Origin of the sequence: Pseudovibrio sp. Ad13, from assembly GCF_001623225.1 — a bacterium.
Taxonomy (GTDB): domain Bacteria; phylum Pseudomonadota; class Alphaproteobacteria; order Rhizobiales; family Stappiaceae; genus Pseudovibrio.
The window spans coordinates 647,682-667,460 of the sequence record NZ_LMCC01000013.1; the positions used below are offsets into that span (position 1 = coordinate 647,682).

A 19,779-nucleotide genomic window follows, 5' to 3' on the forward strand; every position below is an offset into this window, starting at 1 on the left:
AGTTGATAAAGACTTAATTAAAGCCTCATTCCCCTACAGTTTCGCAGCTATTCCCGGTGTGAGAGAAAGATAGCGGAAACCACCAAGGTCAGTCTCATCAAGACCGCGGCCACCTTTATCATACTGAAACAGGCGGCAAATACCGCTTTCATGCTTGATTGGCGCCAACAAACGCCCTCCTGGCGCAAGGCGGTCGAACAAGAAGCCCGGCACACGGTCCAGCGCACCATTTAAAATAATGCGATCAAACGGGCCGCCATCGTCCTCTTCATCAACAGGCGCCACAAGACCATCTGCATGAATCACGTCGACATTGCTGATCTTGCAGGACCGAAGTCGCTCACGCGCCAGATCAGCCAGTGTCCGGTAGCGCTCCAGCGAGACGATGCGATCACAGATTTTAGAAAGAACCGCGCACTGATACCCGGATCCACTGCCAATCTCCAGCAGGGAATGATCCGGCTTCATTTGCAGAAAATCAGCAACCTTCCCAATCAAGGATGGCTGTGTACTCATCTGCCCGCAATCAATTGGAAATGCACGATCTTCGAAGGCCAGAAATTGCTGACTGGCTGACAGAAATATTCTACGAGGGATAGCTTCAAGAGCCCCCAGAACCTCAAGGTTCCGCACGCCCTCAGATCGCAGCTTCATCACCCATGCCGCTTGCTTGGCAAGGTTCTCATCAAAGCGACCATCTTCATCAGCAAACAGACTGTCTTCCATTTTAAAACACTCCGTCTATCTGCAGTGCAAAACCCGCTGGCGGGCCAGCAAGTTCAAAAGAGCGCACCTTCAAAGGCCACCTCTGCCCTTTGAAGGAAACGCACATATAACCTAAGAACCTGACGTGAACCCGAAGGGCCTCGGCAGGCTCACATCAAATCAGGACTTTTCGAGTGTCTTTTCCAACTGCCCCATCAACTCATCAGCTGTCAGGTTCAGATGCAAAGGCGTGACCGAAATATAGCCCTCTTTCAAAGCATTGATGTCAGTCCCTTCACGCGCACTTGGTACACGATTTTGGAAAGCAAGCCAGTGATATGGATTACCACGGCCATCCTTGCGGCTTTCAATGTAGAGCGAACCCGCATCGCGCTTGCCCTGACGCACAACCTTAACACCTTTAACCATGTCAGGCGCGTCTTTCGGGAAGTTCACGTTCAGCAGCGTGTCAGATGGCAGATTGAATTCCAGCAGGCTGCGGATCACACCAACGGCATGCGCTTCAGCCGTGTCGTAGCTCGGACCGAACTCAGACCCAAAAGCATATGCCTGAGACAGCGCAATGGAACGAACGCCCATCAAAGTGCCTTCCATAGCCGCAGCAATGGTGCCGGAATACGTCACATCATCTGCAATGTTCGCACCCCGGTTGATACCGGAAAGAACCAGATCAGGTGGTGTATCCATGATGGAACGAACCGCCATGATCACACAGTCAGTTGGAGTACCGCGAACCGCGAAGTGACGACTGTCAATTTCGCGGACGCGTAAAGGATCATTCAAAGACAGGGAGTGCGCCACGCCGCTCTGATCAGTTTCTGGTGCAACAACCCAAACATCATCTGAAATCTGCCGCGCAATGCGCTCCAAAACCTCAAGACCCTCAGCGTGGATCCCGTCATCGTTGGTTAGTAAGATACGCATATCGCAGCAATTCCTCATATAAGTCGCGCAGTGCAGCAGAAGAACGCTACCGCCCTTCTGCTGAAAATACGCTTACATCAATTGTTAAGCGCCAATGACTTCAAGGCCATTCATGTACGGGCGAAGAACCTCAGGAACCGTAATTGTTCCGTCTGCATTCTGATAGTTTTCCATCACCGCAATCAGACAGCGCCCAACAGCAAGGCCGGAGCCGTTCAGAGTATGAACGAATTTCAGAGCCTTCTCGCCTTCCACGCGGTAGCGTGCATTCATGCGGCGGCCCTGGAAGTCACCACAAACAGAACAGGAAGAGATCTCGCGGTAAGCATCCTGACCTGGCAGCCAAACTTCAATATCGTAGGTTTTACGAGCACCAAAGCCCATATCACCAACACACAGTGTGACAACACGGTAGTGCAAGCCAAGCAGCTTCAGAACCTTTTCAGCAGACTCACGCATCCGCTCCAACTCTTCCAGAGAGCTGTTCTCATCCGTAATAGAAACAAGCTCACACTTCTGGAACTGATGCTGACGCAGCATACCAGCCGTATCACGACCAGCAGATCCAGCTTCAGAGCGGAAACAATAGGTCAGAGCAGTCATACGCAGAGGCAGGTCTGCCTCAGCAAGCGTCTCGCCAGCAACCACATTCGTCAGCGGAACTTCTGCTGTCGGAATAAGCCAGTGATCATTTGTCGTACGGAACAGGTCTTCAGCAAACTTCGGCAGCTGACTCGTACCGTAAAGCGCATTATCACGCACCAACAGTGGTGGAGAAACTTCGGTGTAGCCGTTTTCCTGCGTGTGCAGATCAATCATGAATTGACCAATCGCACGCTCCAGACGCGCAATCTGACCTTTCAGCAATACAAAACGGGAGCCAGACATTTTAGCAGCGGTTTCAAAGTCCATGCCGCCAAGTTGCTCACCCAGCTCGTAATGTTCTTTCTGCTCAAAGTTGTTACGCGGCTTTTCGCCATGCGTGTGCAGCAAAACGTTGTCAGCCTCATCCGCGCCAAGCGGAACATCCTCATGAGGAATATTGGGGATAACAGCCAAAGCATCCTCAAGCGCAGCGTTCAGCTTGCGCTGTTCCTCTTCGCCGTTCTGGATAAAGCTTTTAATTTCGGCAACTTCAGCCTTCAGGGCCTCTGCTTTTTCCTTGTCGCCCTGGCCCATGGCCATGCCGATTTCTTTGGATGCGGAGTTACGGCGCTGCTGCGCCTCCTGAAGCTTGGTGGTGTGGGAACGGCGCGCATCGTCCAGTTCAACGAGCAGTGCAGCACGTGGCTCTTGGCCGCGTTTAGCGAGAGCTGTATCAAAGCTCTCCTGATTTTCACGAATCCACTTGATATCAAGCATAACTTAGTAACCCCGGCAGGTTTGCCTTCAAATAACCCGCCGGGAAACTCGTAAATCAGGATGGAAGTGAGACTAGGCCTCTTCTTCCGCTTCCTTCTCTTTACGTTTCTTCTCGACGAGCCTTACACAATAGATGGAGACTTCGTAGAGAAGCAGAGTAGGAAGTGCAAGACCGATCTGCGAAATCGGATCAGGAGGTGTTAAAATTGCCGCAGCTGCAAACGCAGCAACAACGGCATATTTCCGCTTACCCTTCAAAGACTCAGAGGTCACAAGACCCGCGCGTCCCATAAGCGTCAAAACAACCGGAAGCTGAAAAACCAGACCGAACGCGAAGATCAGAACCATCACGAAGCTCAGGTACTCACTCACACGCGGAAGCATCTCAATGGACGCTTGCCCGTCCATGCCCATCTGCTGCATGGCAAGGAAGAAGCCCATCGCCATTGGCAGCACAAGGTAATAAACCAGCGACCCGCCAATCACGAACAAAATAGGCGTCGCAACCAGATACGGAATAAAGGCACTGCGCTCGTGCTTATAAAGCCCGGGCGCCATAAACATGTAGATCTGACTAGCAAGAACCGGGAAGGCAATAAACAGCGCTCCAAACAAAGCCAGCTTCATCTGGGTGAAGAACCATTCGTGCGGTGCGGTGTAGATCAGCTTGACTTCAATGCTTTCCCCGGCCGCTGCCGAAAACGGCTCAATCAGGAAGTTGAAGATGTCATTTGAGAAGTAAAAGCAAACCGCAAAGGCAATAGCGATCGCAATCACCGACTTCATCAGGCGGGAACGCAATTCGATCAGGTGCTCAATCAGTGGCGCACGCGAATCTTCAATTTCGTTATCACTCATAAAATAGCCGCCCTAGCTTTCATCTTTGCTGGAAGGAGTGCTTGCGGCACTTTCTTTTGCTTTTTGCGTGGAAGCCAGCTCAGCTGAAGAAACAACTTTCTGCGTCGGAACCTCTGCTTTCACAGGCGCAGCTTCTGGCGCACTGTCCGGCTTGCTCTCCGAAGAGCCCTCACCGTTCAGCGAGCTTTTCACATCGCTCTCCGCAGTTTTCATGCTGTCCTGAAGCTTTTTCTTCTCGTCCGCCAATGTCTTTTTCAAGTCATCAAGTGGATTGAAGTTTTGTGCGGCATCAGCCTGCTTCCGCATTTCATCAATGCCGGTCTGCTTCTCTGCTTCTTTGACAGCGTCATTCAAACTAGACTGAAACTCGCCAGCCATACGCCGCACACTGCCGATTGTGCGCCCGATTGTGCGCAACATGCCCGGCAGTTCTTTGGGGCCAACCACCAAAATGGCAACCACAGCAACAAGCAGCAGCTCTGTCCATGCGATATCGAACATAAAGAAGCCGTTTCGTTAGTGTCTCAATGACAGCCCGTTGCCAGGCTCTCATCATAGACATGTCGTGCCGCAAACGGCACATTCACTAGGGAAAGGCGTAGATCACAAACTCTAAGCCAGAAAACGCCGACTTTCCCTAGGTAATTTACACAGACTACCTTAAAGGAGACTTAGTCCTTTTTCGCGGTGTCTTCAGTTTTTTCCTGCGCATTCACGGTGTCACCCGGCGCATGGTCGATCACTTTAGGATCTTCTTCTTTTTCTTTTGCTTCCGCAGCATCATCATTCAGCCCCTTTTTGAAGCTGTTGATGCCCTTTGCAACATCGCCCATCAGCTCGGAAATCTTTCCGCGACCAAACAGCAGAACTACGACAACCGCGATGATGACAATTTGCCAAATACCAATTGAGCCCATCAACCAAACTCCTTAAGAACCCTGAACTGTGTTTTGAGAGACACTACATCCCCCAGATACTAATAGGTAGTATCCAGAAGAATTACCCACTATGATTTACTGACGTCTCTCGCCCAAAAACCAAAACATTCTCTGCATTTATACACAAGTCTATGACATTTTCTGGGTAGAATTGTAATACATCCCTCGTACGAATACGTAGAAGACGCTCAATTCCATCAACTTGTACGTCCAGAAGATCTGTCTCACCTGCCATTGCGCGAGAAATTACTCTGCCTTTGAACTGTCCCTCACCATGGCATACCTTTAAGTGATGTGGTCTTACACATAAGGTCGCATGAGCCCCTTCTTCAAGGCCATTAGAGGAAAAATTCCCGATAGGCGTGACCACACGGCCACCAACAACTTTTCCGGGTATCTCATTGAGATCGGAAAAGAATTTAGCGGCAAACAAACTATTGGGGCGGAAGTAGATATCCTCTGGCGTCGCCAGCTGTACCACCTCCCCATTACGCATCAGCGCAATCCGGTCGCCCACGCGCAAGGCTTCTTCAGGATCATGGGTCACCACAACCGCTGTCGCGCCTTGCATTTTGATCATATCCAGCGTCTGCGTGCGCACATCATCACGCAAGCGACTGTCCAGTCCTGAAAATGGCTCATCCATCAACAGTGTATGAGGCCGCGGTGCCATTGCACGCGCCAGCGCAGCACGTTGCTGCTCACCTCCAGACAATCCATGCGGATAATCATCCAGATACTGACCAAGTCCAACCATGTGCAGCGCATCACGCGCACGGCGCTCGGCCACTTCAGAAGAAAGGTCGGAAAGACCAAACTTCACATTCTCAAGAATCGTTAGATGCGGAAACAGCGCATAGTCCTGGAACATAAGCCCCACACCGCGCTTTTCCGGCGGCAGAAAAGTCCGCTCATCAGCAACCACAGAACCATTGATCCGGACGCTTCCCTGCTGCTGGCGCACAACACCAGCTGCAATACGCAGCACCGTTGTCTTTCCGCAACCAGAATGCCCTAGCAAACACAGCACTTCTCCGCTTTTCAATGAAAGCGAAACACCGCGAACCGCAGGTAAGTCCCCATAATGATGGTAGATATTGTCAAACACCAGCCGTTCTGATGCTGCAACCTTCCCTGGCTCCATTCGTCCCTCATAAAACTTGCAAGGCGGCGAACACAACATCGCGCCCCTTGCATGTGTTTATTTTTCTCCGGCGTCTTCTTCAAGTGCGCCAGTTGCAAACATTTCACTTTCTTCCAGAGGATCTTCATCTTCTGTCAGATCAATACTGTCATCCGGTGCTGGCACATGGAAGCTGGCAGGGATCGCACTATCAAGCAGCCCTGCCCCTTTCAGCTCTTCCAGTCCCGGCAAATCCTTGATGTTCTCAAGACCAAAATGATCAAGAAAATCAAAGCTCGTTCCATAAGTTACAGGACGCCCTGGTGTTCTGCGTCGACCACGCATGCGCACCCAACCCGTTTCCAGCAGCACATCAAGCGTGCCCTTAGATGTAGAAACGCCGCGAATATCTTCAATCTCTGCGCGGGTCACAGGTTGGTGAAAGGCAATAATAGCTAATGTTTCCAGTGCAGCTCGCGACAAGCGCCGCTGCTCAACCGCTTCCCGGTGCAAAATAAACGACAGATCTTCAGCAGTACGGAACGACCACCGGTCCTCGGCAGACCGCAGCTGCACGCCACGCTTGCGATAATGAGCACGTAAGCGATTGAGTGCGCCGCGAATATCCCGATCACCGGGAATACGCTTTGTCAGCTCGGTAAAACTGAGAGGCTCCGCACTGGCAAAGATCAAAGCTTCAACCATGCGCTCCGTTTCTAAAAGCTCCCCGGCATCCGCAACTTCAATCGCCTCATCTTGTGAGACTGTGTCGAGCAGGTCTGGCGTTTTACTCATGACAACTCAACCTCTTTTTCCTGAAGCTCTTCAGCAGGCTCACCCGCACCAATCTCTTCCGGCGTCCGCTGTGAGGCACGCACATAGATCGTCTCGAAGGGCCCGGACTGCTGAATATCGATCACGCCTTCACGCACCAGCTCCAGACTGGCCGAAAACGCAGAAGCCATAGCCGTCGCCCGCTCCTGCGGGTCTTCCAGATAAGCCGTCAAAAATCGCTCAATCGGCGTCCATACTGCGACCTGCCCCACAAGACGGGTCAGAATATCGCGCGCATCCTGAAGCGACCAAACCTCACGCCGTTTCACATGCACGGACGTCACCGAGTGGCGCTGGCGCTGAGAGGCATACGCCATCAGCAAATCATAAAGCGTGGCAGTCCAGACACTGCGCCGTTCCACCGACACCGTTTCAGGAGCACCACGCGCAAACAAATCCCGTCCCAGACGCGACCGGTTCATCAGCTTTGCAGAAGCATCCCGCATAGCTTCTAATCGTTGCAGACGAAACGCCAGCGCCGCTGCCAGCTCTTCACCCGTCGGCTCATCGCTGTCTTTTTGCTGCGGAATAAGCAAACGGGATTTCAGATAAGCCAACCACGCCGCCATCACCAGATAATCTGCAGCCAGCTCCAGCCGCAACCGGCGCGCTTCCTTTACAAACTCAAGATACGGCTCTGTCAGCGCGAGAATGGAGATCTTGGTGATATCAACCTTCTGGCTGCGGGCCAGTGTGAGCAAGACATCAAGCGGACCTTCAAACCCGTCCACATCCACAAGCAGGTTCGGGTCGCCAGTCGCGGGCTGCTCCACAGCCGCCGCGCCTGCCAACGCTTCCTCTATCTGCTCTGTGGCCTCAACGTCGCTCAAACATCAATCCCTTTAAAGCGTATCCCCGAAGAGCATGTCTCGCACTCCGGTAAAAAGACACCCTCTCAAACTTTCGCACACAGCTCATCAAACTCCGCGCGCAGTGCCGTTTCATCCCCATCAAACACTTGGGTATTTCGCTGCATAGCCGCCTCGATGCGCTCAGCGCGTTTTCCATCTATCTCCGGCACAGCAGAAGCAACCACCTTCATCTCATCCAGCTCACCATTGCAATGCAGAACAAGATCACACCCCGCCGCAACAATTTTCTCAACCCGGCTCTTCAGATCATCACCAAGCGCTTTCATGGAGATGTCATCACTGATCAGGACGCCATCAAAACCAATCGCTTCCCGGATAACCTTCTGAATAGCATAGGAAGATTGCGTAACAGGATGATCTCCATCAATCTCTTTAAAGACGATGTGAGCGGTCATCCCCATCGGGCAATCCCGCAAGGATTTGAACGGCAAAAGGTCCCGCGCTTCAAGCTCCTCAAGAGGGCTTGTCACTTCAGGCAAGGAAAGATGACTATCAACCAGCGCTCGGCCATGACCCGGCATATGCTTCATAACCGGCATCACACCAGCAGCAAGACAGCCATCCATAGCAGCGCGGCCCAGATCACTCACAAGCGCCGCATCAGACCCGTAGGCCCGCAGACCAATAATGTTGCTCGCACCTTCAATGGGCATATCAAGACACGGAATACAGTTGGCGTTCAACCCAAGATCACGCAGATCCAAGCCAATCAGCAAGGCATGCAAATAAGCAGCTCGTTTCGCCGCCTCAACGTCCTGCGCATAAAGCCGCCCAATGGTCCCTGCCGCTGGATAGACTGGCACATGCGGCGCACCAAAGCGCTGCACACGCCCGCCTTCCTGATCAATGAAAACAGGCGCATCCGCACGGCCAACAGCCTCGCGAAAATCAGCGCAAAGTCGGCGGATCTGCGCCGGCGTTTCCATGTTTCTAGCAAAAAGGATCAGACCAAACGGCTGTTGGTCGCGAAAAAAGGCTTTGTCCTCAGCGCTGAGCTCAGGTCCAAGGCATCCGGAAATGAACGATTTTAAAAACATGAGTAAAGCTGGTAGCTTGACGCTGGTACGGCGTCAAGCTCCAAAGCGTAGTCCCTGAAAAGGGAAAGCGTATTTAGTTGCGGCGAACGTAACAGTCGCCACCAGCAGATTTAAATTCACCGCAGAAGGTGTTTGCACTGGTCGGACCATCAAACGGCACCTGAATGCGGTAGTAAATGCCTTTGTCGCCAAGATCAGCACGCGTAATCACCGGTGTCACCAAAGCCATCAGGTTTGGATAGCGGCTGTTGTAGCGGCGGATCTGACCACGAGCATCCTCAACAGTGCGCACAGAAGCCACCTGCACAATGTAAGTCCCACCTGGAATCTCACCAACAACACCTTCGGTAGGTGTCGGAGTTGGAGCAATTGCCTGTGGGTTTACAGCAGCTGTTTGCGTGTTCTGGTTGCCAGTCAGGTTCAGCGGTGCGTTGCTGGCACGAGACGTCGGCTGCGGCTGCAGCGGCGTCAGTGTGTTGGAGCGAACAGTACCGCTGCCTGTATTGGCAGACGCCACAACAAACGGCTTGGACTGCGGTACAACACTCACACCCAGAAGCGTATTACGCGTCTCGGTCCGCGTTGCCACCGGAGCATTCGCAAACGCATCCTGCAAGCTGGTGGTTGTTGGTACAGCAGCAGTCTGCTGGTTTGCACTTTGGGTTTCACCCGGAAGTGGGTCCCACTGCCCAGACGTTGCCGCTGGTGTGGTGCTACCCGTATTCTGCGAATTGCTGTTGCGCACAGTGCTGCTTGTGACAACACGAGGCTGTGCAGACACATTGGCTTCCGTACCAGCCCGCTGAACGATGGTCCCGTCAGGACGAACAATAACGGTCCGCACCTTCTTCGTCGGGTTCACATCAAACACGCTGGACTTTGCAGTATCCGTTTCGCTGGATGCTGGCGGCAATGGTGTAACAGCTGCATCTTCACGCTGAATCATCTTCTCGCCAGTGACTGGCTGAGACGCTTCCTCCGGAGAAAAGACTTTTGCTGTGTCGTTCTTAGGCTGCGCAGAAGGAGATGGAACCTCCTTCATTGGAGAGGCATCAGCTCGAATAATCGGTGGTGGAGTTGCATCTCCGCCTGTTCCACCGAAGTCGAACAGGAACAGACCGGCACCGCCAACCACAACAATACCGCCAATGAGCGAAGCAGCCATCAGGCCTTTGCGCATACCGCCACTGCGGTTCTCTTCTGCCTCAATCGGAACATCAACAGAAACGCGTGGCACAGCTTGCGGAAGAACGCCGCCATCAAGGCTCGGGTCTTCTTTGCGCATAGCCTGCGCCACAGCATCAAGATCATATCCACCAGGAGGAGGAGACTGCTCTTCACCAGGCTTTTTCGCTGCATTCATCGCCTCTTGATGAGCAGCTTCTGTCTGCGCCAGCTTTTCAGCAGCAGCAGGCCAGGACATTTCATCCAAAGACGTATCGTTGGCAACGCTTTCGTCCAGCTGCCATGCATCATCACCTTCAACGGCAAATGGATCGATTTCCTGAGCAACCTGTTCAAAACCGGCACTCATGCGCTCAAATTCATTCAGCTCTGCAGCCACTTCAGGGCCGATTTCAACCTCCGGCTCTGGTTCTGGCTGCGGCTCCTGCGCAATTTCATCTGCAAAGATGTCATCAACGCTCGCCTCAATCTCCTGCGCAACATTTCGCACAGGCTGAGGCGCAACAGGTTCAGCAACAACGCTTGGCTGCGCTTCCTCGTCAAGACTGAACTCAGCCAACAAAGCTTCTTCAAGATGCTTGGCAGGAATAACAGTTTCCTGTGCAGACACTTCAGGAGCGCTGATGTGCTCACCCTCAAGCTCAGCACCGGTGTCCATCGCAAACGCTGTCATATCAGGTTCAAATGAAACAGGGTCAGCAGCAGGTGCCACATCATCATGCGTGCCACGCAATTGAGGCGCGGCAGGAGCTTCTTCAATCGCAGGCGTTGGTGCCGGTGCAGGCTGAACAGGCTTGGCAGCTGCTGCCGCAGTTGCACGCTCAGCAGCACGCTCGGCGCGCCAGCTGTCATAATCACTCTGGGAAAGCTCATCCAGAGCTCTCGGCGAAGCAGACGCCACATTTTGTACAGGCGCAGCAGGCTCAGCAACGCGCGGTGTTTCAACCACACGTGGAGCATCCACTGTGCGGCGTTCAAGGCGCTCACGCAAAGTCTGCTCAGGGCGCACATCCCGTGCGCCAACAGCATCCAGCGTCGGTGTCGCACGGCTCACGGACCGTTGAGGACGAGACGTCTGCTCACGCTCCACCTGAGACTGATTGAGAGAGGCAACAAGGCTCTCTTCAAGATCGCGCGAAAGAATATCATCCATTTCCGGCTCTGCAGTCACATCAGCAGCAGTCACAGACTGGCGCACAGGTGCAGGAGCAGGAACTGGCTTTGCTTCAGGCACAGCCGCCGCTTTTGGAACCGGTGGAAGATCGCTGACATAGTCAACAGCCTCACTCGGCGCACCAGCAGACAACGCAGCAGCGCTCAAATCCGCAAACGGATCAGCATGTGCAGGTGACGCGGAGGTTTTTGGAGATGCAAAAACAGCATCCAGAGCCGCAAATGAATCTTGAGTTGATGCAGGCTCATTCACTTCAGCTGCACCCACTGAATAATCATCGGCCAACGTGGCGTCCTGAGAGCCATGCTGTGGAGCATGATCGGCAGTTACACTGCGCTCGTCAGTCTTTGGAAACAGCGGACGGTCAGAGACTTCGCTTTCTACGCGAGAACTAGGACGGTACTGAGCAGCGCTCTCCCCGACAATTCTGGCAAGTTCTACGAGCGGATCTTGATCGCCTGCCCACTGTTGCGGTTCATCGCCTGCCGTTTGCCTAGCAGAAACCTCACCCGGACCCGGATACTTGGAGCGATTGGTCATTGCAGCGGTGTTTTCCCTTAAATAAGAGGCTCGCAATCCCCACCGCGAACCTCCAGTACTCTATCAACTATGCTCAGGCGCTAGCGCATTTCATTTGGTGCTGTGACACCCAAAACATTGAGGCCAGAAGCTATTACCTGTGAAACTGCGTAAACTAACGCGAGTCGAGCTTTGGTTAATTCTGGCGTTTTATCATTAATAAAGCGTAATTGCGGCTTTTCCTTGCCTCGAGACCAGTGGCTGTGAAGCGCATTGGCCAGCTCATAAAGATAGAACGCGATGCGATGCGGCTCGTGATTTTCTGAGGCTCCGTCTACAATTCGAGGCCATTGAGCCATCTTCGCGATCAGTGCAAGTTCACCCTCATCTTCAAGTTGTGCAAAATCTGCAGACTGCAACTCTTCAGCAGTATTTGAGAACCAATCCAGCTCTCCAGCAGCCTGACGCAGCACAGAATGACACCGAGCGTGACCGTACTGAACATAAAACACTGGATTGTCTTTTGACTGCTCTTTCACCTTGTCAAAATCGAAATCCAGCTGCGCATCGTTCTTACGATAGAGCATCATAAAGCGTACCGCATCTACGCCCACTTCATCAACCACATCGCGAAGGGTGATGAAATTACCAGAGCGCTTGGACATTTTGAACTCAGCGCCGCCCTTAAACAGCTTCACGAGCTGACACAGACGCACAATCACATCCACATCACCGCCGGAGATCGCATTGCCGATCGCTTCCAGACGCTTCACATAGCCGCCATGGTCCGCACCAAGCACAAAGATGATCTCTTTGAACCCGCGCTCAATTTTGTCGCGCATGTAAGCAACGTCAGCGGCAAAGTAGGTGTAGCTACCATCAGATTTCACCAGCGCACGGTCACTGTCATCACCGTAGTTGGAGGAGCGGAACAGGGTCTGCTCACGGTCTTCCCAGTCATCAGGCACTTCGCCTTTTGGTGGCGGCAAAGTGCCAGTGTAAACCAGATCGCGCTGACGCAGTGCATCGAGCGTCAGATCAATGGCATTCCCCTGACCGTGCATGGTCTTTTCAGAAAAGAACACGTCGTGCTTCACGTTCAAAGCACTCAGGTCTTCACGGATAAGATCCATCATCTTGTCAACGGCATAGCCCTTGAGCATAGCATGGCGCTCGCCCTCGCCGATCTCCTTCAGGCGCTCACCATATTCCTCTGCCAGCGCCTTGCCGACTGGAATAAGGTATTCGCCCGGATAATAGCCCTCAGGGATCTGCCCAATGTCTTCACCCAGTGCTTCGCGGTAACGCAGAAAGGCGGACTTCGCCAGCGTATCAATCTGGGAGCCAGCATCGTTGATCACGTATTCACGGGTCACATCATAACCGGCAAACTGCAACAGGCTCGCCAGCGCATCACCCACAACAGCACCGCGTGTATGGCCCACATGCATCGGTCCGGTCGGGTTCGCGGATACATACTCCACGTTCACCTTCAAACCGGCACCACGGCTGCCACTACCAAACGCATTGCCCTTGGCAACAACATCTGCCAGCACACGTTCCCAAATAGCTTTGTTTACGCGGATGTTGATGAAGCCAGGTCCGGCAATATCAACAGCATCAACTTCACTGTCGGCGCGCAGGCCTTCTGCAATCTTTTCGGCAAGATCACGCGGCTTCATCTTCAGCTGTTTAGCCAGCACCATGGCAGCATTGGTCGCCAGATCGCCATGAGCAGCATCCCGAGGAGGTTCAACAGTCACTCGTCGCAGATCCAGCTCCGGCGCGTCAGCAGCAAGGTCGAGACCCTTGACTACACTGTTTACCCTTTCGGCGAAGTCTGCAAAGATGTTCATTTTTAATAGCCTAGTTTGACAGCTCACAGGGTTTTGCAAAGCCGCAGCCCCACATAAACTCCATGAATTAATAGTGTTTGAATTGGCGCATTACCCCAGTTCCGGGGTATCGTCAAATAATCGTCGGTGTTCGTCTATGGCATAACGGTCCGTCATGCCTGCAATGAAGTCACAAACCCTGCGGGCCTTCACATCATCACCCTCGCCTTTCAGTCCCGTACCCCATGGTTCTGGCATTCTTTCCGGTGCCTTAAAGTAGGCATGGAACAAATCCCGCACCACTTTGGCAACCTTCCTGCGAACCGCCAGAACACTTTCGTGTCGGTACAGATTGGCAAACAAAAACTCTTTCAACTCGCGCTCTTCTCGCGCCATTTCAGTTGAAAAGGCAATAACAGGACCATTTGCATCACGAATATCCCCGCATTTCTTGGGAGAAACCTGATTAATTCGCGAAATACTCTCCGCAATCACGTCCTCCACCATGCCGGTGATACATCTACGTCCAATCTCATGAATACGCCGCGCATCCTCAAGACCGGGATATTTCCCATCCACCTCGTCTAAAATACGCTTCAGATACGGCACCTCTTTCATGGCCTCAAAGCTAAGCAACCCGGCCCGCAGTCCGTCATCCAGATCATGCGCGTCATAAGCAATATCATCTGCAATCGCTGCCACCTGCGCCTCTGCACTCGGCCACGACCACAGCAGCAAATCCTGATGCTTGGCATATTCGCTCACAGCAAACGGCAGATGTCTGCCTTCAAGCTTGCCACAAGGCGCACCGGATCGATCCGTCAGCGGCCCATTGTGCTTCACAAGCCCTTCCAGCGTTTCCCACGCCAGATTGAGGCCATCAAACTCCGCATACCGGCGCTCAAGATCCGTCACAATGCGCAGAGACTGGGCGTTGTGGTCAAACCCGCCATAGTCCGCCATGCATTCATGCATCACGTCCTCGCCCTCATGCCCAAACGGAGTGTGTCCAAGATCATGCGCCAGCGCCAGACACTCGGCCAGATCCTCATCCAGCCGCAGCGCACGCGCCAGCGAGCGCGCAATCTGGGAGACCTCAATAGTGTGCGTCAGGCGTGTGCGGAAGTGATCGCCCTCATGGTACACAAAGACCTGCGTCTTGTGCTTAAGGCGGCGGAAGGCAGCACTATGAATAATACGATCTCGATCACGCTGAAACGGCGTGCGTGTCGGGCTTTCCGGTTCTGGAAAAAGTCGGCCACGGCTGACTTCCGGATCAACAGCATACTCCGCCCGCGGCTGAGCACCGTATCCTAACGTCTTGACCATTCTTTATCCCCCGCCCCTTACAATCAGAAAATGCCCAGGTCATTCCCTGCGATTTTCGTATCACAGCAATGACATAACAGATGTAAAAGCCCTGTAAACAACCGCTTTCCCAAGCCAAATGTAATTTAGCAATAAAATACTATGGAAATTACCATGGAGACCACCTAAATTATAAGGCAAAGAAAGCATACAAGCCGAAACAAGACTGAGCTTATGACCCAGACCCCTGAAAATACCGTCGGCTTGACCGACAAGGCCGCAAAACGCGTAGCCCAGATACTGGAAACAGAAACCAATGGCAGCATGCTCCGCATTTCTGTCGAAGGTGGCGGCTGCTCCGGTTTTCAATACAAGTATGACATCGTAAAAGAACAGGAAGATGACGACCTCGTCCTCGCCAAACTCGGCGCAACGGTTCTCATCGACAGCATCTCCCTGCAATATATGGCAGGCTCGCAAATTGATTTCGTAACAGATCTCATAGGCCAGTCCTTCCAGATCTCAAATCCTCAGGCCGCCGCCGGCTGTGGATGCGGCACAAGCTTCTCCATCTAAGATAAGCCAGTCGCACATCAGGGGAATAAGTTAAAAAGCGGGCGTGAATGCATCCCAAAGCAACCACGCCCTACAAGCCTCAAAGCCCCGCCCCATAAGAACGCAGTTTTCCCGCATTCCTTTCAAACCAACGCACATAGCAACGCAAACAAGTTATCCTCGTTCCGCGTAGAACTTGTTCCCTTCCACGCAAACACCCTCAGAGAAGCCTCATGCTGTCCTTTCAAAACGCTCACAAATTGGTTGTTTATGCGCTCCTGAGTGTTGGCGTGCTGCAGATCGCAACATCAATCATAGCGAACTGGCATTTTGGCGTCTTTGCTTACACCGCTGATCAGTTTGTGACCCAGGCATCCGTCCTTGTGAGTTCATTTGCAATCGGCGGGCAACTCATTGCGCTGGCCTTTATCCTTGAGTACCTCAAAAGGCTTTTGGATCAGAAAGCCAAGTAAAGCAGCCTCAAGATTACCCGATAGCGCCCGACAAGGCCTCATCCACACACACTTGCCCTGCCTGCCTTGCCCTCCTCAGACACCGTGCTAGAACAAATCAAGACACATATAGACCAAGCAGCCAGAGCGACTGCTGCAAATGCATTGATGCGCAGAGCTCTGACCTCACTGCTTTCTCGAAGGGAAACCCGATGAAAATCGCAAGCTGGAACATTAATGGCGTCAAAGCGCGGTTAGAAACGGTTCTCAAATGGCTCGAAGAAGAACAGCCGGATGTCGCTTGTTTTCAGGAAATTAAATCGGTTGATGAGAATTTCCCACGCGCTCCGTTTGAGGAGCTGGGATACAATCTGGAAACCCACGGCCAAAAAGGCTTCAACGGCGTCGCAATCCTCTCCAAACGCCCGTTTGAGGAGGTTAACCGCCGCCTGCCGGGTGAAGACGAAGACGAGCAAGCCCGTTATATCGAGGCCGTTATCGCCGGCGACAACGAACCAATCCGCGTGGGCTGCCTCTACCTGCCAAACGGCAACCCGGTAGAGACCGATAAGTTCCCGTATAAACTGCGCTGGATGGATCGCCTTCACAAGCATGCCGTTAAGCAGCTGGAAAAGGAAGAAGCCTTCCTGCTGGTTGGCGATTACAACGTCATTCCTGAGCCGGAAGACGCAAAGAAGCCAGAGGCTTGGGTTGGTGATGCTCTCTTCCGTCCGGAAAGCCGCCAGCGTTTCCGCGCCCTGCTCAACCTCGGCTTCACCGAAGCCGTCCGCGCCACCAACAGCACTGCCGGAACCTATACGTTCTGGGATTATCAGGCGGGCGCATGGCAACGCGACAACGGCATCCGCATCGACCACCTGCTGCTCTCACCGGAAGCCGCCCGCATCATGCAGGGCGTTGGCATCGACAAACACGTCCGCGGCTGGGAAAAACCATCAGACCACGTCCCGGTCTGGGTCGAACTCTCCGCTTAAATACCACGCTCGTTTTGAGCGTACCCTCCAAAAATTCTGGTGGCGACCGCGCCACCAGCCCTCCTTATTTTTTCCATCCAAAACAAATAAACAGAAGTCTGGGAGGACATCTGATGGCTTGGCAACCAGCTGAAAATCGCTATGACACCATGAAGTACAACCGCTGCGGGAAGAGTGGCCTCAAGCTACCTGCCATTTCCCTCGGTCTCTGGCACAACTTCGGTGAAACCACCCCACATCAAACCAAACGCGAAATGTGCCGCACAGCGTTCGATCTGGGCATCACCCACTTCGACCTTGCCAACAACTACGGCCCGCCTCCAGGCAGTGCAGAAACCGCCTTTGGTGAGATCCTGCGCACCGACTTTGCCGGATACCGCGACGAGCTCGTCATCTCTTCCAAGGCGGGCTATGACATGTGGCCGGGACCTTATGGCGAATGGGGCAGCCGCAAGTACCTCATGGCCAGCTGCGATCAGTCTTTGAAGCGCATGGGGCTGGACTACGTCGACATCTTTTATTCCCACCGCTTCGATCCGGACACACCACTGGAAGAGACCATGATGGCCCTCGACCAAATCGTTCGTCAGGGCAAAGCGCTTTATGTTGGTATCTCCTCTTACAACTCCAAGCGCACCAGGGAAGCAGCGAAGATCCTGAAGGAACTGGGCACCCCATGCCTGATCCACCAGCCAAGCTATTCCATGCTCAACCGCTGGGTGGAAGAGGACGGCCTGCTCGACACGCTGGAAGAAGAAGGCATCGGCTCCATCGTCTTTTCCCCTCTGGCGCAAGGCATGTTGACCAACAAATACCTGGGCGGCGTCCCACAAGACAGCCGCGCGGGCAAACACGTCGGCTCCTTCCAGGAAAGCTTCCTCAACGAGACCACGCTGACCCACATTCGTTCCCTCAACGAGATCGCCGAGAACCGTGGGCAGACACTGGCCCAGATGGCTCTGGCTTGGGTCTTGCGCAAAGGCCGCGTCACCTCAGCTCTGATCGGCGCAAGCCGCAAGGAGCAGGTGATCGACTGCGCAGCCACCATCAACAATCTGGAGTTCACAGAGGAAGAACTGACCGCCATCGATCAGTACGCCACAGAAGCCAACATCAACCTCTGGGCCCAATCCTCCGAACGCGAAGGCCCATCCCGCCCCGCGAAGAACTAGTAAAAGCCTACAAAGACAAATGGAGTGCGGACGTCAGGTTCGCACTCCAGATGAGAGGTTGAGGAAATTCCTTCAAGACCGCGGATCCAGCCCCTTCTCTTCAAAATACGCGATTGCTGTGTTCAGGCCGTTCAGGGCGGCGGGAACGCCTGCATAGACCGCCATTTGCCAGATAATCTCAAGGATCTCGGAGGGGCGTGCTCCTGAGTTCAGTGTGTGCTCAATATTCATGACCAGTTGTGGCCCTGTATGCCCACCCATCGCTGTCAAAGCCGCAATGCTGCACAACTGCCGGGTCTTCAGGTCAACCCCTTCCCGGCCATAATGCTTGTCGTAGGCCCAGTCCACCACACTTTCAGACATACCGGGCACCGCAGCATCATATTTATCAGCAAGCTTCTTCTTCAGTTCGGGATTTAAAATACTCAGGACTTTCTCCGCATTCATAAGCCAGTCTCCTCAAGTCATAAACAACCGCCAGTCAGACTTGCCTACCTGCCTCCTCTTGAAAATCAGTGTGTTAATCATCAAGAAGTTGAGGTGATTGCCGCAAATACTCGCTTTGCAGCACCTTCAGCCCAGCCGGTACCTTAGGCTCGACAGACCGCCTAAGAAGCTGAAATTGTGAGAAAAGAGAGGCCCCATACAAAACCGGCAGCACCTACTGTTTATTCCGTCTCAGATCTGCTAGGCATTTTTACGAGGAACACACTGGACTGCGGAGCCGCTGAATGCTTGAAGACCTTCAAACCCCTTGCCTTTTGCTTGATGAAACCGCAATGCGCCGAAACATCAAAGGCATGGCAGACAGGTTCAAACAGATCAGCGTTCCGCTGCGCCCGCACCTCAAGACAGCCAAATCCATCGATGTCGCCCGGATACTGCAAGAGCACGGCGCAGACCGCTGGACCGTCTCCACGCTGAAGGAAGCTGAGTACTTTTCCTCCTTTGGCCTTCAAGATATCCTCTATGCTGTCTCCATCATCCCGCAGAAGATGGAACGCATCATGCACCTCAACCGCGCAGGCGCTCAAATGTCCATCTGTCTGGACAGTACCGAGATGGCAAAACACCTTGCTACCATGACGCTGGATGGCCCAAAGCTCCGCGTCTATCTGGAGGTCGATGTGGACGGTCATCGCACCGGCGTGCAGGCAGATCAACAGCGCGCTGTAGATGTCGCCAGAATACTTGCAAACGCATCTAACGTGGAGTTCGCCGGCGTTATGGCCCACGGCGGCGGTGTGAGTTATGCAGCAAACGGCAAGCAGGAACTGGAAGCCGCTGCGGAACAGGAGCGCACAGCAACACTTGCCGTTAAAGACGCCATTCTGGAAGCAGGCCTACCCTGCCCACACGTCAGCATCGGCTCCACGCCAACAGCCCTCTTTGGCACATCATTTGACGATGTTTCTGATGTCCGCGCAGGGGTTTACGTGTTTCAGGATGTGTTTCAGGCCAACCTTGGCATGTGCGCGATGGAAGATGTGGCCGCAACTGTACTCACCAGCATCATCAGCCATGCCCCACACCTCAACCGCATCGTCGTCGACGCTGGCGGATTGGCACTCTCCAAAGACCGCTCCTGCGCAAACCAAAGCAATGACTGCGGTTTCGGCCTGCTAAGCGATGCAGACGGACACATCGACCCGCTGCTCTACGTGCAAGGTGTCAGCCAGGAGCATGGCTACATCACCACCAGAGACGGAAGCCCTCTTCCCTTCGAGCTGTACCCTCTGGGATCACAGCTCCGTGTTCTGCCCAACCATTCTTGCATGACTGTCGCCGCCTATGAGGGGTACCATATGATCGACGGAGACCATGAAGGAGAGTGGTGGCCGCGCTGTAACAGGTGGTAGGTCAACCCGTTCCATCAATTATATCGGTCACTTCTCATTGAGCCCTACAGA

The 19,779-nt window shown here is 53.5% G+C and carries 19 protein-coding genes; 5 read left to right on the forward strand and 14 right to left on the reverse strand.

Annotated elements, in window-relative coordinates:
• Nucleotides 1-33 precede the first annotated feature (33 nt).
• The 13 genes from PsAD13_RS16685 to PsAD13_RS16745 all read right to left on the reverse strand — a co-directional run bounded on the left by PsAD13_RS16685 (nt 34) and on the right by PsAD13_RS16745 (nt 14,716).
• Nucleotides 34-726, reverse strand: a complete 693-nt coding sequence (locus tag PsAD13_RS16685; RefSeq protein ID WP_063318875.1) for an rRNA adenine N-6-methyltransferase family protein — start codon at nt 724-726, stop codon at nt 34-36.
• A 159-nt stretch (nt 727-885) separates the two neighbouring features.
• Nucleotides 886-1,650, reverse strand: a complete 765-nt coding sequence (gene surE, locus PsAD13_RS16690) for a 5'/3'-nucleotidase SurE (protein ID WP_057466254.1) — start codon at nt 1,648-1,650, stop codon at nt 886-888.
• A gap of 84 nt (nt 1,651-1,734) precedes the next feature.
• Nucleotides 1,735-3,012 (reverse strand): serine--tRNA ligase, encoded by a 1,278-nt coding sequence (serS, locus tag PsAD13_RS16695; protein WP_063296953.1) that lies wholly within the window; start codon nt 3,010-3,012, stop codon nt 1,735-1,737.
• 72 nt (nt 3,013-3,084) lie between these two features.
• Complete coding sequence (gene tatC / locus PsAD13_RS16700; RefSeq protein ID WP_057466252.1) at nt 3,085-3,870, reverse strand: twin-arginine translocase subunit TatC; 786 nt, start codon at nt 3,868-3,870, stop codon at nt 3,085-3,087.
• Between the two features lie 12 nt (nt 3,871-3,882).
• Complete coding sequence (gene tatB, locus PsAD13_RS16705; protein WP_057466251.1) at nt 3,883-4,371, reverse strand: Sec-independent protein translocase protein TatB; 489 nt, start codon at nt 4,369-4,371, stop codon at nt 3,883-3,885.
• Nucleotides 4,372-4,541: 170 nt separating this feature from the next.
• Nucleotides 4,542-4,787 (reverse strand): twin-arginine translocase TatA/TatE family subunit, encoded by a 246-nt coding sequence (locus tag PsAD13_RS16710; protein WP_057466250.1) that lies wholly within the window; start codon nt 4,785-4,787, stop codon nt 4,542-4,544.
• Nucleotides 4,788-4,869: 82 nt separating this feature from the next.
• Entirely contained in the window at nt 4,870-5,952 is a 1,083-nt protein-coding gene (locus tag PsAD13_RS16715) for an ABC transporter ATP-binding protein (protein ID WP_057466249.1), read from the reverse strand.
• Between the two features lie 57 nt (nt 5,953-6,009).
• Nucleotides 6,010-6,726, reverse strand: a complete 717-nt coding sequence (gene scpB, locus PsAD13_RS16720; RefSeq protein WP_057466248.1) for an SMC-Scp complex subunit ScpB — start codon at nt 6,724-6,726, stop codon at nt 6,010-6,012.
• The gene (locus tag PsAD13_RS16725) at nt 6,723-7,595 is read right to left on the reverse strand and encodes a ScpA family protein (RefSeq protein WP_063318876.1); all 873 of its coding nucleotides are present in this window, start codon (nt 7,593-7,595) and stop codon (nt 6,723-6,725) included. Before PsAD13_RS16725 ends, scpB begins: the two co-directional genes overlap by 4 nt.
• Nucleotides 7,596-7,660: 65 nt before the next feature.
• A complete protein-coding gene (gene nagZ, locus PsAD13_RS16730) occupies nt 7,661-8,674 on the reverse strand; it encodes a beta-N-acetylhexosaminidase (RefSeq protein WP_057466247.1) in 1,014 nt (337 codons plus the stop codon).
• A gap of 73 nt (nt 8,675-8,747) precedes the next feature.
• Nucleotides 8,748-11,573 (reverse strand): SPOR domain-containing protein, encoded by a 2,826-nt coding sequence (locus PsAD13_RS16735; RefSeq protein ID WP_063318877.1) that lies wholly within the window; start codon nt 11,571-11,573, stop codon nt 8,748-8,750.
• Between the two features lie 80 nt (nt 11,574-11,653).
• Complete coding sequence (gene argS / locus PsAD13_RS16740) at nt 11,654-13,408, reverse strand: arginine--tRNA ligase (protein ID WP_063318878.1); 1,755 nt, start codon at nt 13,406-13,408, stop codon at nt 11,654-11,656.
• A 90-nt stretch (nt 13,409-13,498) separates the two neighbouring features.
• Complete coding sequence (locus PsAD13_RS16745) at nt 13,499-14,716, reverse strand: deoxyguanosinetriphosphate triphosphohydrolase (RefSeq protein ID WP_063318879.1); 1,218 nt, start codon at nt 14,714-14,716, stop codon at nt 13,499-13,501.
• Between the two features lie 213 nt (nt 14,717-14,929).
• On the opposite strand from PsAD13_RS16745, the gene erpA reads away from it, so the two are divergent.
• The 4 genes from erpA to mgrA all read left to right on the forward strand — a co-directional run bounded on the left by erpA (nt 14,930) and on the right by mgrA (nt 17,869).
• The gene (gene erpA / locus PsAD13_RS16750) at nt 14,930-15,271 is read left to right on the forward strand and encodes an iron-sulfur cluster insertion protein ErpA (RefSeq protein WP_063318880.1); all 342 of its coding nucleotides are present in this window, start codon (nt 14,930-14,932) and stop codon (nt 15,269-15,271) included.
• Nucleotides 15,272-15,483: 212 nt separating this feature from the next.
• Nucleotides 15,484-15,723 carry a hypothetical protein gene (locus PsAD13_RS16755; protein WP_063296962.1) on the forward strand — a complete coding sequence of 80 codons (240 nt, stop codon included), beginning with the start codon at nt 15,484-15,486 and terminating at the stop codon, nt 15,721-15,723.
• Between the two features lie 191 nt (nt 15,724-15,914).
• Entirely contained in the window at nt 15,915-16,697 is a 783-nt protein-coding gene (xth, locus tag PsAD13_RS16760; RefSeq protein WP_063318881.1) for an exodeoxyribonuclease III, read from the forward strand.
• A 113-nt stretch (nt 16,698-16,810) separates the two neighbouring features.
• Nucleotides 16,811-17,869, forward strand: a complete 1,059-nt coding sequence (gene mgrA / locus PsAD13_RS16765; RefSeq protein WP_063307534.1) for an L-glyceraldehyde 3-phosphate reductase — start codon at nt 16,811-16,813, stop codon at nt 17,867-17,869.
• 72 nt (nt 17,870-17,941) lie between these two features.
• On the opposite strand, the gene PsAD13_RS16770 is transcribed toward mgrA, so the two are convergent.
• Complete coding sequence (locus PsAD13_RS16770) at nt 17,942-18,316, reverse strand: carboxymuconolactone decarboxylase family protein (RefSeq protein ID WP_063290858.1); 375 nt, start codon at nt 18,314-18,316, stop codon at nt 17,942-17,944.
• Between the two features lie 284 nt (nt 18,317-18,600).
• Between PsAD13_RS16770 and PsAD13_RS16775 the strand changes: the two genes are divergently transcribed.
• Nucleotides 18,601-19,728 carry an alanine racemase gene (locus tag PsAD13_RS16775; RefSeq protein ID WP_063318882.1) on the forward strand — a complete coding sequence of 376 codons (1,128 nt, stop codon included), beginning with the start codon at nt 18,601-18,603 and terminating at the stop codon, nt 19,726-19,728.
• The last annotated feature ends 51 nt before the right edge of the window (nt 19,729-19,779 follow it).